Genomic DNA, 15,604 nt, shown 5'->3' with positions numbered 1-15,604 from the left:
TTCATGCCTTGGATGTGATAAAGATGATTTCTAGTATGACAGGATTTGGACGAGCGAAGGTGGAAAACGACGCTTTTCAAATTACAGTAGAAATGAAGTCAGTGAATCATCGCTTTTTAGAGATGAACATTCGACTTCCGAAACAAATGATGGTTTTTGAAGATAAAATTCGTAAGTTAATTGCAGAACAAGTTCGCCGTGGGCGTATTGAAGTGTCCATTATTATTACTGGGGAAGGGCTTGTTGAAAGAAAGTTAAGTGTGAATTGGCCGCTTCTTGAGCAGTATAAATCCATTATGGAAGACGTGAAAATGAAATTTCAATTACAAGATTCCATTACACTTCAACAATTAATGACAATGCCAGAAGTAACGACGATTGAAGAAATGGAAAATGTAAATGAACAATTTGAGCAAAATTTATATGAAGCTGTTCGCCAAGCTGCTCGTATGTTAAAAACGATGAGGGACGGCGAAGGAGAACGATTACATAAAGACATAGCATATCGTTTACAAGAAATTCACAATTGTGTGAATGCGATTATCCCGCATGCCCCAATTGTTATTCAAAGATATCGTGAACGATTAGAAAGTCGCTTGAAAGAATTACATAATCAGGATTTAGATGAGCAACGATTATTAACCGAGGTAGCGATGTTTGCAGAGCGCTCGGATATTCATGAAGAATTAGTTCGTTTACAAAGCCATTTAGATCAATTTCGTGAAGCGCTTGAGATTGCGGAGCCTGTTGGAAGAAAAATGGACTTTATTGTACAGGAGATGCATCGAGAGATTAATACGATTGGCTCTAAGGCAAACGACTTAACAATTTCAAAATATGTTGTAGAAATGAAAAATAACCTTGAAAAAATTCGTGAACAGGTACAAAATATTGAGTAGCTGTCAAAAAATATATAAAGTTATACGTGGTGGAGAAATCGGATAGACTTACTAGGAGGCGCAAACTATGGCCATGCGGTTTTTAAATATTGGATATGGAAACATCGTATCTGCTCATCGAATTATTGCTATTGTAAGTCCGGAGTCAGCTCCTATTAAACGAACGGTACAGGAAGCGCGTGAACATAACGTGTTACTTGATGCTACGTATGGGAGAAAAACAAGGGCGGTTATTGTTATGGATGATGGGCATATTGTATTAAGTCCAATTCAGCCAGAGACGATTGCACATCGTTTAAATAATAAAGAAGATTTAAGTGAGGAAGGGTAGGTTTTACATATTTATGAGAAGTAGAAGAGGGTTGCTCATCGTTCTTTCAGGACCTTCTGGCGTTGGGAAAGGGACAGTTCGTAAAGAGCTGTTCAGCCATGAAGATACAAAATTTCAATACTCTATTTCAGTAACAACACGTAAACCACGTGAGGGTGAAGTGGATGGTGTAGATTATTTCTTTAAAGAGAGAGAAGAGTTTGAAGAAATGATTCGTAATGAAAAGTTACTTGAGTGGGCAGAGTTCGTTGGAAATTACTATGGGACACCAATTGATTATGTCGAAAAGACATTACAAGAAGGTAAAGATGTGTTCTTAGAAATTGAAGTTCAAGGAGCAATTCAAGTGAAGAAGGCCTTCCCAGAAGGTGTATTTATTTTCTTGGCTCCTCCAAGCCTATCAGAACTAAAGAACCGAATCGTAGGTCGTGGTACAGAGACTGAAGATGTAATTGAAAATCGTTTAACTGTAGCAAAAGAAGAAATCGAAATGATGGACGCTTATGACTATGTGGTAGAAAATGATCAAGTAGAACTTGCTTGTGAACGAATTAAAGCTATTGTGGTTGGTGAACATTGCCGCCGCGAAAGAGTAGCAAAATATTACAAAGAAATGACGGAGGGTATATAATATGTTAAATCCATCAATTGATTCATTACTAAAAAAAATCGACTCTAAATATACATTAGTAACAGTAGCAGCAAAACGTGCTCGCGAAATGCAAATGGCTAACGACTGTGCAGTTGAAAAGCCTGTTTCTCATAAATGTGTGGGTAAAGCATTAGAAGAAATTGACGCAGAATCGTTAAATTATGTACCAAGCGAAGAGAAAGTGTCTGAGTAAGGCATTCTCTTCGACAAATGAAAACATAGACTTTATACTTTTCTATGTAACGGTAACAACCTATTTACAAGTAGGTTGTTATTTTTTTACGATAGAACTGAGCTAAAAAGAAATAGGTTTTATTTCGTGAACTGCTAGCGCTGACAAGCTAAAATAAATATATTTCAACAGAATAAGTTTGAAAAAGAAAGAGGACGAGTCATATGCTAAAAGGAAAAAAGATACTTCTATGTGTAACAGGAGGCATTGCTGTTTTTAAAGCGGCTGCGTTAACAAGTAAATTAACACAAGCAGGAGCACTTGTAAAAGTAATGATGAGTGAATCAGCGATGAAGTTTGTTACACCTCTTACATTTCAAGCGCTTTCTCGCCATGATGTATACACGGATACGTTTGATGAAAAAGATTCTGCAGTTATCGCTCATATTGATTTAGCAGATTGGGCGGATGTTGTACTTGTTGCTCCAGCGACAGCGAACTGTATCGGAAAACTAGCAAATGGTATTGCTGATGATATGATTACAACAACATTGTTAGCTACTACAGCACCAGTTTGGATTGCACCTGCTATGAATGTGCATATGTATGAAAATAAAATTGTTCAAAAGAATATGATGACGTTAAAATCGTTAGGATATACATTTATTGAGCCTGGAGAAGGTTTTTTAGCGTGTGGATATGTTGCGAAAGGTCGATTAGAAGAACCGGAAACAATTCTTGCTCGATTGCAAGGAGCTTTTTCGGAATATAAACCATTAAAAGGGAAGAGAATTTTAGTAACAGCTGGCCCAACTCGAGAAAAAATTGATCCAGTACGTTTTATGACAAATTTTTCTTCAGGGAAAATGGGTTATGCTCTAGCTGAAGTTGCGGCTAATTTAGGAGCGGATGTCATTCTTGTTTCAGGTCCGACTGCGATAACACCGCCTGTAAATGTAACAACTGTGCAGATAGAATCTGCACAAGAAATGTTAGAAGCCGTCATGCAACATTATGGATTTATGGATGTTGTCATTAAAACAGCTGCAGTAGCAGATTATCGCCCAAAAATTGTACATGATCAGAAAATGAAAAAGCAAAATGGCGATGCTGTTATTGAATTAGAAAGAACAATCGATATTTTGAAAACACTCGGTGAGAAAAAAGAACATCAGGTACTTGTCGGTTTTGCCGCTGAAACGACAAATATAGAAGAATATGCAACGAAAAAATTGCGTGAAAAAAATGCGGATATGATTGTTGCGAACGATGTAAAAGCACAAGGAGCAGGATTTGGTACAGATACGAATATTGTAACAATGTATAGAAAAGATGGAGAAGTTATTCGACTGCCTCTTTTAACAAAGAAAGAAGTTGCACGTGAAATCTTACTGCAAATCGAAGTGATGTTAGAAGAGGATTATGTATGAAATTTGCAAGTGTAATCGTTGATGTACCGGCACGTCAAACAGACCGCCCGTTTGATTATGTTATCCCAAAGAAATGGGAAGATATTGTACAAACAGGTATGCGTGTAGTCGTTCCATTTGGTCCAAGAAAATTACAAGGTTTTATTATTGAAATAAAAGATTCAGTTGATGTGGAAAGTAAGAAGTTAAAAGCATTACATGAAATACTAGATGTTACCCCAGTTTTAAATGAAGAATTGTTGAAAATTGGATTTTGGCTAACGGATGAAACGTTATGTTATACAATTTCAGCTTTTCAAGTTATGCTTCCAACTGCAATAAAAGCAACGTATAAAAAGCGACTACAGCTCCATAAACCAGAAGAAGTAGCGCCGGAAATCCGTGATTGGTTTCAAGGAAAAGAAGCGATAGATTGGGAAGAAATTGCCACGCATCCACATATGTATCGTACGATTCAAAAAGAGATAACAAGTGGAACGATTGAAGTCATCTATAAAGTAAAGGATAAAGTGCAAAAGAAGAAACAAAGAGTGGTTCAGCCAGAATTGCCACAGGAACAATTAGAGGCAGCTGCATTTGAACTAAAAAGTAAAAAGCAGCAAGATGTACTGTATTACTTTGTAGAAAATTATCACAGTGTGGCATTAAAAACGCTAACAGAAGAACTACAAATAACAGATGCACCAATAAAGTCGCTTGTGAAAAAAGGATTGCTTTTAGAAAAATATGTTGAAGTATATCGTAATCCATATGACGATGAGGCTTTTGAACAGACAAAGCCATTTCCACTCACAGATGAACAAAAACAAGTGATTACACCTATTTTGTCATCTATTGAAAATGAAACATATAATCCATTTTTACTATATGGTGTTACAGGAAGCGGTAAAACAGAAGTGTATTTGCAATCCATTGCTGCGGTGTTAAAAAAAAGAAAAGAAGCCATTGTCCTCGTTCCAGAAATTGCGTTAACGCCGCAAATGGTGGACCGTTTTAAAGGACGATTTGGCTCGCAAGTTGCGGTTCTTCATAGCGCGCTTTCTGTTGGGGAAAAATATGATGAATGGCGGAAAATTTTACGAAAAGAAGTAAAGGTGGTCGTTGGAGCACGCTCTGCTATTTTTGCGCCATTTGAAAATTTAGGAATTATTATTATTGATGAAGAACATGAATCAAGCTATAAACAAGAAGATAATCCAAAGTATCACGCTAGAGATGTCGCCGTCTGGAGAGGTCAATATCATAATTGTCCCATCGTACTCGGCAGTGCAACACCAACACTTGAATCATTTGCTAGAGCGAAGAAGGGCGTTTATGAGCTATTAACAATGCAAAAGCGTATGAATGAACAGGCTTTGCCGACAGTAGAAGTTGTTGATATGCGTGAAGAACTGCGGGATGGAAATCGCTCTATGTTCTCTAAATTACTTCATGAGAAAATAGCGGATCGATTAGAAAAGAAAGAACAAATGGTGCTTTTTTTAAATCGAAGAGGTCATTCAACATTTGTTATGTGCCGTGATTGTGGTTATGTCGTACAATGCCCTCATTGTGATATATCACTCACTTATCATAAAATGAATCATCGTTTAAAGTGCCACTATTGTAGTTATGAGGAAAGTATGCCAAATGCTTGTCCTGCTTGTAATAGTTCATATATTCGTTTCTTTGGTACAGGAACACAAAAGGTAGAAGAAGAAATTACAAAGTTATTTCCAGAGGCACGGGTTATCCGTATGGATGTTGACACGACGAGCCGTAAAGGCATGCACGAAAAGCTATTAAAAGCGTTCGGTGAAGAGAAAGCAGATATCTTACTTGGTACACAAATGATTGCGAAAGGGCTTGATTTTCCAAAGGTTACACTTGTTGGTGTCTTGACAGCTGATACGATGCTGCATTTACCAGATTTCAGGGCAAGTGAAAAAACGTATCAGTTATTAACACAGGTGAGTGGACGTGCAGGACGGCATGAATTACCGGGAGAGGTAGTAATTCAAACGTACACGCCAGAGCACTATAGCGTAGAATTAGCAAAAGATCAGCAGTACGATGTGTTTTTCGAACAAGAAATGCAAATGAGAAAAATGAGGCAATATCCACCGTACTACTATGTTGCGCTTGTAACCGTTTCGCATCCAGAGTTATTAAAAGCAGTACAAGTAACGGAAAAAATTGTCGGTTATTTACGAACGCATTGCTTGCAGCAAACAATGGTGCTAGGACCAGTTGCTTCAGCAATTCCAAGGATAAAAGATAGATATCGATACCAATGCATGATAAAATACAAGCGGGAACCAAACTTAAAGTACGTGCTCAAAATGGTGAATGAACATTATCAAGCGGAAATGCAAAAAGATTTGCAGATCTCAATCGACTTTAATCCAACAATGTTAATGTAGCGGAGGAAAATATGGCAGTTTTAGAGATTGTAAAGCATCCAGATGAAGTATTAGAAACCCCATGTGAACGGGTAATGAACTTTGATAAAAAGTTAGTGAATTTGTTAAAAGATATGCACGAAACAATGTTAGTTGCAGATGGTGTTGGTTTAGCGGCACCACAAGTTGGCGTAAGTTTGCAAGTGGCAGTTGTTGATATTGGTGATGATACGGGAAAAATCGAGTTGATTAATCCGGTTATTTTAGAAAAACGCGGTGAACAAGTAGGTCCCGAAGGCTGCTTAAGCTTTCCGGGACTTTATGGTGAAGTGGAACGTGCGGAGTATATTAAGGTACGGGCGCAAAATCGTCGTGGTAAAATCTTTTTATTAGAGGCAGATGATTTTCTAGCACGCGCAATCCAACATGAAATCGATCATTTGCACGGTGTATTATTTACATCAAAAGTGACCAGATATTATGAGGAAAACGAATTAGAAGAGATGTAAAAGGAGCGGTTTTTGAATGATAAAAGTAGTATTTATGGGAACACCGGACTTTTCTGTACCGGTGCTTCGTCGTCTTATTGAGGATGGATATGATGTAATTGGTGTTGTAACGCAGCCTGATCGTCCAGTAGGTAGAAAAAAGGTTATGACACCAACACCTGTTAAGGTTGAAGCGGAAAAACATGGTATCCCGGTGTTACAACCGTTAAAAATTCGTGAAAAAGATGAATATGAAAAAGTATTGGCATTAGAGCCGGACTTAATTGTAACAGCTGCGTTCGGACAAATTATACCAAACGAAATTTTAGAAGCACCAAAGTATGGATGCATTAATGTTCATGCTTCATTACTTCCAGAACTTCGTGGTGGTGCACCAATTCATTATTCCATCATGCAAGGAAAAGAAAAAACAGGTATTACAATTATGTATATGGTAGAAAAATTAGATGCTGGTGATATTTTAACGCAAGTAGAAGTGGAAATTGAAGAACGAGAAACAACGGGCTCATTATTTGATAAATTGAGTGAGGCAGGAGCACACTTATTATCGAAAACAGTTCCACTTTTAATACAAGGAAAGTTAGAACCGATTAAGCAGAATGAGGATAAAGTAACATTTGCTTACAATATTAAACGTGAGCAAGAAAAGATTGATTGGACGAAAACAGGAGAAGAGGTTTACAATCATATTCGCGGTTTAAATCCATGGCCAGTTGCTTATACAACTTTAGCAGAACAAGTTGTAAAAGTATGGTGGGGCGAAAAAGTTCCTTTAACCATGCAGGCTGAAGCGGGTTCTATTGTAGCAATTGAAGAAGATGGTTTCGTTGTGGCGACAGGAAATGAAACTGGAGTGAAAATTACTGAGTTGCAGCCATCTGGTAAAAAACGTATGAGTTGTTCGCAATTTTTACGTGGAGCAAAACTTGAAATTGGTACGAAGTTAGGAGAAGACGCATGAGACAAAATGTTCGTGAGTTAGCTCTTGATGGTTTAATGCAAGTAGAAAAAAGCGGTGCTTATAGCAATTTGCTTTTAAATAATTTAATTGAAAAAAGCGCGATTGATCGAAAAGATATCGGTCTATTAACAGAAATTGTATATGGAACGATTCAACGCCGAGATACGCTTGATTACTATTTACAACCATTTTTAAGAAAAAAGGTAGAGGCATGGGTGAAAGTTTTACTACGTCTTTCCTTATATCAAATGTTATATTTAGACCGTGTTCCAGAAAGAGCGGTAATTCATGAAGCAGTTGAAATCGCAAAAAAACGTGGTCATAAAGGGATTGCAGGCATGGTAAACGGCGTATTGCGTTCCATTCAACGTGAAGGTGTGCCTGCTTTAGAGGAAATACAAAATCCAATAAAACGTCTTGCTGTTGCAACGAGTCATCCAGAGTGGCTTGTACAAGAATGGACGACAGCGTATGATTTAGAAACAGCAAAAAAAATGTGTGAAGTGAACTTAATTCCACCTGTTTCAGCTGCGCGTGTAAATGTTGATAAAGGAACAGTAGAAGAAGCGATGGTCTTGTTACAAAATGAAGGAGTAGAAGCAAAACATGGAGATTTATCTGAAGATGCTATTCAAATTGAAAAAGGAAATGTAGCACATACAGAAGCATTTCAAAAAGGCTTCCTTTCTATTCAAGATGAAAGCTCTATGCTTGTTGCGCGCGCTCTAGAACCAGAAGAAGGAGATATGGTTCTAGATAGCTGCGCGGCACCTGGCGGAAAAACAACACATATTGCAGAACGCTTAAAGGGAACTGGACAGGTAATGTCACTTGATTTGCATCCACATAAAGTTCGTTTAATTCAGCAACAAGCGAAGCGCCTTGGTCTAGAAAATGTTGAAACAAAGGCACTTGATGCTAGAAAAGTTCAAGAGCATTTTGGAAATGAAAGTTTTGATAAAATATTAGTAGATGCACCTTGCTCTGGGTTTGGTGTAATTAGACGTAAACCTGATATTAAATTAGGTAAAGGAAAAGGAGATAGTGAAAGACTGTCGACAATTCAGCTATCGATACTAGAAAAGGTAGCTCCTCTGTTAAAAGCAGGTGGTCGCCTTGTTTATAGTACGTGTACAATTGAAAAAATAGAGAATGAACAAGTAGTAGAGCAATTTTTACAAGAACATCCTGAATTTGAATGGGATACTACTATAAAAGAGCGCATGCCAGAAAAGTTACGTCCTTATATAAATGAAGGACAAGTACAAATTTTACCGCATTATTTTGCAACAGATGGCTTTTATATTGCTTGTTTAAGAAAGAAGGTGTAGCATCATGGAAACGACTGTAAGAAAACAAAAGAAAAATCTAGAAACGAAAAAACCATCTATTTACTCTTTACAACTTCATGAAATGCAAGATTGGTTAAAGGAACAAGGGGAACCGAAATTCCGTGCAGGTCAAATTTTTGATTGGTTATATAAAAAACGAGTGAAAAATTATGAGGATATGACAAACCTTTCCAAAGGATTGCGTGATAAATTGTCGAATTCCTTTGATATAACTACTTTAAATACGTTAGTAAAACAAACATCTTCAGATGGAACGATTAAATTTTTATTCCAACTATACGATGGTTATTCTATTGAAACAGTATTAATGCGACATGAATATGGAAATTCCATTTGTGTAACAACGCAGGTCGGATGTCGTATTGGATGTACGTTTTGTGCATCTACACTAGGTGGTTTAAAACGAAATCTAGAAGCTGGGGAAATTGTAGCACAAGTAGTGGAAGTGCAGCGTGCGCTTGATGAAACGGAAGAGCGCGTGAGTTCCCTTGTTGTAATGGGTATTGGTGAGCCGTTTGATAACTACGATAATTTAATGTCGTTCTTACGAATTATTAACCATGAGAAAGGGATTCATATTGGTGCACGTCATATGACGGTTTCAACAAGTGGAATTATCCCAAAAATTTATAAGTTCGCTGAAGAAGATTTGCAAATTAATTTTGCGATTTCATTGCACGCTCCAAATACAGAATTACGTTCAAAATTAATGCCAATTAACCGTGCTTATAAATTGCCGGATTTAATGGAAGCTATTAAATATTATGTAAATAGAACGGGGCGTCGTATTACATTTGAATATGGCTTATTTGGAGGAGAAAATGACCAAGTTGAGCACGCTGAAGAACTTGCTCAATTATTAAAAGGTGTAAAGTGTCATGTGAACTTAATTCCGGTAAACTACGTACCAGAACGTGATTATGTAAGAACGCCACGTGAGCAAATTTTCTTATTTGAAAAAACGCTAAAAGACCGTGGAGTGAATGTAACGATTCGCCGTGAACAAGGTCATGATATTGATGCTGCCTGCGGTCAGTTGCGTGCAAAGGAGCGCAAAGAAGAGACGAGGTGACAAGATGAAAGCCGTGTTTCTATCGGATAAAGGTAAAGTTCGTCAACATAATGAAGATAGTGCAGGAGTTTTTCATAATTTAGATGGAGATATTTTAGCTGTAGTAGCTGATGGAATGGGAGGTCATCGAGCAGGCGATGTTGCTAGCTCGATGGCCATTCAATTATTTCATGATTATTGGAAGCAAACGTATAATATGGATACACCAAAAAAAGCAGAAGAATGGTTACATACAAATGTTGAAATGATTAACGAGAGAGTATACGAATACTCGAAGAAGCATACGGAATGTAATGGTATGGGAACTACTGTTATTGTTGCGATTTGTACGGCGGGATTTGTAACAATTGGACATATAGGAGATAGTCGTTGTTACATGTTATCAGATGGAGAGATTTCACTTATAACTGAAGATCATTCACTTGTAAATGAACTGGTGAGGTATGGTGAGATTTCAAAAGAAGATGCAGAATATCATCCAAAAAAGAATGTGCTTTTACGAGCGCTTGGAACAGAAGAAAAAGTTGGATTAGATGTGAAAACATTAGTGTTAGAAGAAAATGATCAACTGCTTCTTTGCTCTGACGGATTATCAAATAAAGTTGCTATGGATGATATGCGAAAAATTTTGCTATTAAACGAACAACTCGAGACAAAGGGAGAGTGTCTTGTTCAACTTGCGAATGATCGTGGTGGAGAAGATAATATTACCCTTGTCATTGTTGATTATACGGGTTCGGCAAACGAAAGTAGGTGAATTACAACGTGCTGATTGGAAAACGCCTAAATGACCGCTACAAGCTACTGAAAATGATTGGTGGCGGAGGAATGGCCAATGTATATTTGGCTCATGATGATATACTGGGCCGGGATGTAGCGGTAAAAATATTACGACTCGATTATGCAAATAATGATGAGTTTATTAAACGTTTCCATCGAGAAGCGCAATCTGTTACAACGTTGTCGCATCCGAATATTGTGAGTATGTATGATGTTGGGGAAGAAGATGGGATTTATTATCTTGTTATGGAGTATGTACCTGGGCAAACATTGAAGCAATACATAAATCAGCGTGGAATGTTACCTATAGGAGAAGCTCTTGATATTATGGAACAGTTAACATCTGCAATGGCACATGCTCATCATTTTGAAATTGTACATCGAGATATAAAGCCACATAACATTCTAATTCGGAATGATGGAGTTGTGAAAGTAACCGATTTTGGAATTGCGACAGCTACAAGTGCAACGACGATAACACATACGAACTCAGTGCTCGGTTCGGTTCATTATTTGTCTCCAGAACAGGCACGCGGAGGGATAGCGAATAAACAATCGGATATTTATTCACTAGGTATTGTTATGTTTGAATTGTTAACAGGGCGACAACCATTTTCAGGGGAGTCCGCAGTTGCGATAGCCTTAAAACATTTACAGAATGAAACACCGTCTCCAAAACGCTGGAATCCAGATATTCCGCAAAGTGTAGAAAATATTATTTTAAAAGCAACTGCAAAAGATCCATTTCATCGATATCAGTCTGCTAATGCGATGAAGAGAGATGTTGAAACAGCACTATATCCAGAACGTATTAATGAACAACCGTTTTATATACCGGAAGATATGGAAGCGACGAAGGCCATTCCGATTATTCAACAAGAGCAATTGTTTGGAAATGTAAGTGATGAAACAATTGTACTGAATGGAAACAAAGCGGATGGACAGATAAAAAATGAAGAAGCCAAACCAAAGGTGGAAAAAAAGCGAAGTAATAAATGGTTGAAAGTACTAATTACAACATTTGTACTTTTAGCAATTGGTATAACGTTAGCTCTTACTGTAATTCCAGGATTCTTTATACCAAAAGATGTGAAAATCCCGGATGTATCTGGTATGAAGTATGAGACTGCTGTTAATGCTCTTGTTGAGAAAGGATTTGAAGTTGCTGAGCCCAACATTATTTATACAGATGATGTTGAAGCTGGGAAAGTAATTAAAACAAATCCAGTAGCAGGAAGAGTTGTAAAGGAAAGTTCTAAAATCACAATCTATCAATCCGGTGGGAAAAAAAAGAACAAAATGAGTAATTTAATCGGAAAAGATTTTGAGAGTTTGAAGGACGAATTAGAAGGAAAATATAAAATTATCGTTCCATCCTATATTGAAAGCGATAAACCGAAAGGTCAAATCTTAGACCAGAGTCCAGCCGCTGATCAAATGATTGTGGAAGCGGAGCAAGATGTGAAAGTTTGGATAAGTAAGGGTCCTTATCAAATTAGGCTTGGTGATTTTTCGGGTTGGACCGAAAATTATGTGAATAGCTATTTGAATGAAAATAAACTGATCTCTAATATAAAAAGAGATTATTCGGATACAGTTGAGAAAGGTTTAGTGATTTCGCAATCACCAAAACCGGGAACACCGTTAAAAGAAGGAGATAAAGTAACGGTTACTATATCAGATGGGCCAAAACCGAAAGTAACGAAGACTGTAAAAGTAGATAATATTTCAATCCCATATGAGTCTCCTGTAGAAGGGGAGAAAAAGCCGCAGACAATAGAAATCTATAAAGAAGATATGGCGCAAAAAATGGATAAGCCGATTGAAACACGAACGATAACGGAATCAACTACTATTTCTTTAGAATTTGCGATTCAAGAAGGAACAAAAGGACATTATAAGATTGTTCGAGATGGAACAACAATCATTGATAAAGAAGTGCCATATCCGGCCGAGTAAAGGTGTGTCTCCATTTAGTGGATTCCACCTTCTTTGTATGGACAGTGGAATTTGTTGCTCGTGCCTGTTATGCTGTTAACATAGGCAGAAAAAGGACGAGAAATTGTGATTTGAAATAGAGGAACAGCCTAAAGGTGAAGTAGGTATATAAAGGGTAATCTAAACTGGTAAACAGTCAATTTTATCTCAGTGCTCCGCCTCAAGGTTTTGAGAGAGGGCTAGTATATAACCCTACTTAATTAGGCACTGGTAATCATTTCACTTTATATAGAATAAAGGAGAGTTATATGGCAGAAGGAAAAATTATAAAAGCTTTAAGTGGTTTTTATTATGTGCAGCATGAAGGTGGTATTACACAATGCCGTGGTCGTGGTGTATTCAGAAAAAATAAAATTACACCGCTTGTAGGAGATCAAGTGATTTTTCAAGCAGAGAATCCGAATGAAGGTTATGTTTTGGAGGTTTTTGAGCGAAAGAATGAACTTGTTAGACCGCCAATCGCCAATGTTGATCAAGCAATCCTTGTTTTCTCAGCAGTTGAACCAGATTTTAACCCTGGATTGTTAGATAGGTTTCTAGTTTTAATTGAATATCATAACATTAAACCGATTATTTGTATTAGTAAAATGGATTTAGTTAGTGAAAAAATGCGAGAAACCGTTGAATCTTATGCAAAGGATTATCGTGAAATGGGATATGATGTGTTATTTACTTCTATCAACACATCAGAAAGTATTGATATTTTAAAACCATTTTTAGAAGGCTGTGTATCAGTGGTTGCAGGACAATCTGGTGTAGGAAAATCGTCCATGTTAAACGTATTACGCCCAGATTTAGCGCTGAAAACAAATGATATCTCTTCGTATTTAGGGCGTGGTAAGCATACGACAAGGCACGTAGAATTAATTGCGGTTGGAAGTGGGCTTGTGGCAGATACACCAGGGTTTAGTTCCTTGGATTTTATTGATATAGAAGTCGAAGATCTTACACATTGTTTTCCAGAGTTGAAAGAAGAGAGTCAATACTGTAAATTTAGAGGGTGTACACATCTTTCGGAACCGAAATGTGCGGTGAAAGCTGCGGTTGAGGAAGGAAAGATAACTCATTACCGTTACGAACATTACAAACAATTCGTAGAAGAAATTAGAGAGAGAAAGCCGAGGTATTAGTTATGATTAAAATTGCACCATCGATTTTATCAGCAGATTTTTCGAAATTAGGGGAAGAAATTAAAGATGTAGAAAAAGGCGGAGCGGATTATATCCATGTCGATGTAATGGATGGACACTTTGTTCCAAACATTACAATCGGTCCATTAATTGTAGAGGCAATTCGTCCAATTACATCGTTACCATTAGATGTACATTTAATGATTGAACACCCTGATAACTATATCCCTACTTTTGCAAAAGCTGGAGCGGATATTATTACTGTTCATGTGGAAGCTTGCCCACATTTACATCGTACGATTCAATTAATTAAATCACATGGTATTAAAGCTGGAGTTGTATTAAATCCACATACACCAGTTTCAATGATCGAAAATGTATTAGAAGATATTGATATGGTATTGCTTATGACAGTAAATCCAGGTTTCGGTGGACAGAAGTTTATTCATTCTGTATTACCGAAAATTAAGCAAGTTGCAGAAATGGTCAAAGAGCGTAATTTACAAGTAGAAATCGAAGTTGATGGTGGTGTAAATGCTGAGACTGCGAGGTTGTGTGTAGAAGCAGGGGCAAATGTTCTTGTAGCTGGATCGGCAGTATACAATCAAAAAGACCGCGGTGAGGCAATTCGCGTAATTCGTGGATAAGGAATAGATGTAAGAAAATTTTCATGACCTGTTAGAATGGGAAAAATGTGAAAAGGCAATCTACCGACTGGCAGATTGCCTTTTTCTATAGAAGGGGAAGAAAAGATGATTATTCATATTTTAGCTGGAGGGCCTGAGGAATACTGTGCTGATTTCTCTTTATATGAAAATGAGGAAGTGATATGGGCAGCGGTTGACCGAGGGGTATATCGTTTGTTGCAAAGAGGGGTCATGCCGACTGTTACATTTGGTGACTATGATTCAGTTACAGAAGAAGAATTAGAGTGGATGCAAAAGCAAACAGATGAGTTGCATATTGTTCCTCGTGAAAAAGATCAAACGGATTTAGAAATTGCGATTCATTGGGCATTGGAGCAAAAACCAAAATTGATTCGTATTTTTGGAGCTACAGGTGGAAGGCTTGATCACGGATTAGCGAATATACAAATGCTTTTAAAAGGACTGGAAGCGGATACTGAAATGTATATTGTTGATCATAAAAACGAAATCTCTGTAAAAAAAGTAGGTACATATATAATTGAAGAAAAGGAGCAATTTCCATATGTATCTTTTGTACCTGTTACGGAAATTGTAAACGGTATTACACTTCGAGGCTTTAAATATCCTCTTGCTGATAAAACGATAGAATGGGGATCGACGCTTTGTATTAGTAATGAACTCATTGCGGAAAAAGGTACTTTTTCATTTACTTCTGGCATATTAATGGTGATAAGAAGCACTGATTGAAGAAACACTTTTGCTACTTGCATCATATAGTAAACAAGTGGAGTAATGGGGATTAGGAGGGAAACCATGAGATTTTATACAATTAAGTTACCTAAATTTCTTGGTGGAATTGTTCGCGCGGTGTTAAATACCTTTAAAAAGGACTAAAAAAGCACCATTAATGGTGCTTTTTTCATGAGGATAATAAAAAAAGAGCCTAGTGGCTCTTTTTTTTATTATTAAACACGTTCGATTTTGCCAGATTTTAATGCTCTAGCAGAAACGTAAACACGTTGAACTTTACCGTCGATGCGTACGCGAACTTTTTGAAGGTTAGCGCCCCATTTACGTTTTGTAGCGTTCATTGCGTGAGAACGAGAGTTACCAGAACGAGCTTTTCTTCCAGTAATAGCACAAACACGAGCCATCTATATTTCCCTCCCTTAACTACCTTACCATACGTAATTTTTCAATGTTAGTCTTTTATGCGATGCTAAAAACACTACTATAATTTAACACAACTAAAAAGAGAATGCAACAGTGTATAAAAAAGAAATCAAGAAA

General features: G+C 37.2%; 17 protein-coding genes. 16 read left to right on the top strand and 1 reads right to left on the bottom strand.

Annotated elements, in window-relative coordinates:
* Nucleotides 1–23 precede the first annotated feature (23 nt).
* The 16 genes from AC1M36_RS18315 (at nt 24) to spoVM (ending at nt 15,208) form a co-directional block, all read left to right on the top strand.
* Entirely contained in the window at nt 24–899 is an 876-nt protein-coding gene (locus AC1M36_RS18315) for a YicC/YloC family endoribonuclease (protein WP_336452035.1), read from the top strand.
* Between the two features lie 67 nt (nt 900–966).
* Nucleotides 967–1,230, top strand: coding sequence for an extracellular matrix/biofilm regulator RemA (remA, locus tag AC1M36_RS18310; protein WP_001251459.1), 264 nt, complete (start codon nt 967–969; stop codon nt 1,228–1,230).
* Between the two features lie 13 nt (nt 1,231–1,243).
* Nucleotides 1,244–1,861 carry a guanylate kinase gene (gene gmk, locus AC1M36_RS18305; protein WP_174101783.1) on the top strand — a complete coding sequence of 206 codons (618 nt, stop codon included), beginning with the start codon at nt 1,244–1,246 and terminating at the stop codon, nt 1,859–1,861.
* A gap of 1 nt (nt 1,862) precedes the next feature.
* A complete protein-coding gene (gene rpoZ / locus AC1M36_RS18300; protein WP_174101784.1) occupies nt 1,863–2,075 on the top strand; it encodes a DNA-directed RNA polymerase subunit omega in 213 nt (70 codons plus the stop codon).
* Nucleotides 2,076–2,278: 203 nt separating this feature from the next.
* Nucleotides 2,279–3,484, top strand: coding sequence for a bifunctional phosphopantothenoylcysteine decarboxylase/phosphopantothenate--cysteine ligase CoaBC (gene coaBC, locus AC1M36_RS18295; protein ID WP_336452034.1), 1,206 nt, complete (start codon nt 2,279–2,281; stop codon nt 3,482–3,484).
* On the top strand, nt 3,481–5,886 hold the full coding sequence (priA, locus tag AC1M36_RS18290) for a primosomal protein N' (RefSeq protein WP_336452033.1): 2,406 nt from the start codon (nt 3,481–3,483) through the stop codon (nt 5,884–5,886). Before coaBC ends, priA begins: the two co-directional genes overlap by 4 nt.
* 11 nt (nt 5,887–5,897) lie before the next feature.
* Nucleotides 5,898–6,374 (top strand): peptide deformylase, encoded by a 477-nt coding sequence (gene def, locus AC1M36_RS18285; protein ID WP_003199655.1) that lies wholly within the window; start codon nt 5,898–5,900, stop codon nt 6,372–6,374.
* Between the two features lie 16 nt (nt 6,375–6,390).
* Nucleotides 6,391–7,335: a methionyl-tRNA formyltransferase gene (gene fmt / locus AC1M36_RS18280; RefSeq protein ID WP_336452032.1), complete on the top strand. Its 945-nt coding sequence runs from the start codon at nt 6,391–6,393 to the stop codon at nt 7,333–7,335.
* Entirely contained in the window at nt 7,332–8,666 is a 1,335-nt protein-coding gene (gene rsmB, locus AC1M36_RS18275) for a 16S rRNA (cytosine(967)-C(5))-methyltransferase RsmB (protein ID WP_479846089.1), read from the top strand. Before fmt ends, rsmB begins: the two co-directional genes overlap by 4 nt.
* 4 nt (nt 8,667–8,670) lie before the next feature.
* The gene (gene rlmN, locus AC1M36_RS18270; protein WP_336452030.1) at nt 8,671–9,759 is read left to right on the top strand and encodes a dual-specificity RNA methyltransferase RlmN; all 1,089 of its coding nucleotides are present in this window, start codon (nt 8,671–8,673) and stop codon (nt 9,757–9,759) included.
* A 4-nt stretch (nt 9,760–9,763) separates the two neighbouring features.
* Nucleotides 9,764–10,516 carry a Stp1/IreP family PP2C-type Ser/Thr phosphatase gene (locus AC1M36_RS18265; protein ID WP_336452029.1) on the top strand — a complete coding sequence of 251 codons (753 nt, stop codon included), beginning with the start codon at nt 9,764–9,766 and terminating at the stop codon, nt 10,514–10,516.
* 8 nt (nt 10,517–10,524) lie between these two features.
* Nucleotides 10,525–12,498, top strand: coding sequence for a Stk1 family PASTA domain-containing Ser/Thr kinase (gene pknB, locus AC1M36_RS18260; protein ID WP_336452028.1), 1,974 nt, complete (start codon nt 10,525–10,527; stop codon nt 12,496–12,498).
* A 287-nt stretch (nt 12,499–12,785) separates the two neighbouring features.
* A complete protein-coding gene (gene rsgA / locus AC1M36_RS18255; RefSeq protein WP_479846088.1) occupies nt 12,786–13,667 on the top strand; it encodes a ribosome small subunit-dependent GTPase A in 882 nt (293 codons plus the stop codon).
* A 2-nt stretch (nt 13,668–13,669) separates the two neighbouring features.
* Nucleotides 13,670–14,314, top strand: coding sequence for a ribulose-phosphate 3-epimerase (gene rpe, locus AC1M36_RS18250; RefSeq protein ID WP_336452026.1), 645 nt, complete (start codon nt 13,670–13,672; stop codon nt 14,312–14,314).
* A 105-nt stretch (nt 14,315–14,419) separates the two neighbouring features.
* Complete coding sequence (locus AC1M36_RS18245; protein WP_479846087.1) at nt 14,420–15,061, top strand: thiamine diphosphokinase; 642 nt, start codon at nt 14,420–14,422, stop codon at nt 15,059–15,061.
* Nucleotides 15,062–15,127: 66 nt separating this feature from the next.
* Entirely contained in the window at nt 15,128–15,208 is an 81-nt protein-coding gene (gene spoVM / locus AC1M36_RS18240) for a stage V sporulation protein SpoVM (RefSeq protein ID WP_001213600.1), read from the top strand.
* 71 nt (nt 15,209–15,279) lie between these two features.
* On the opposite strand, the gene rpmB is transcribed toward spoVM, so the two are convergent.
* Nucleotides 15,280–15,468, bottom strand: a complete 189-nt coding sequence (gene rpmB / locus AC1M36_RS18235) for a 50S ribosomal protein L28 (RefSeq protein ID WP_000124776.1) — start codon at nt 15,466–15,468, stop codon at nt 15,280–15,282.
* Nucleotides 15,469–15,604: the final 136 nt, after the last annotated feature.

This window comes from Bacillus sp. Medicinal_06 (assembly GCF_056711665.1).
Note: the sequence above shows the minus strand (reverse complement) of the source record. Positions and strands in the feature narration are given on the sequence as shown.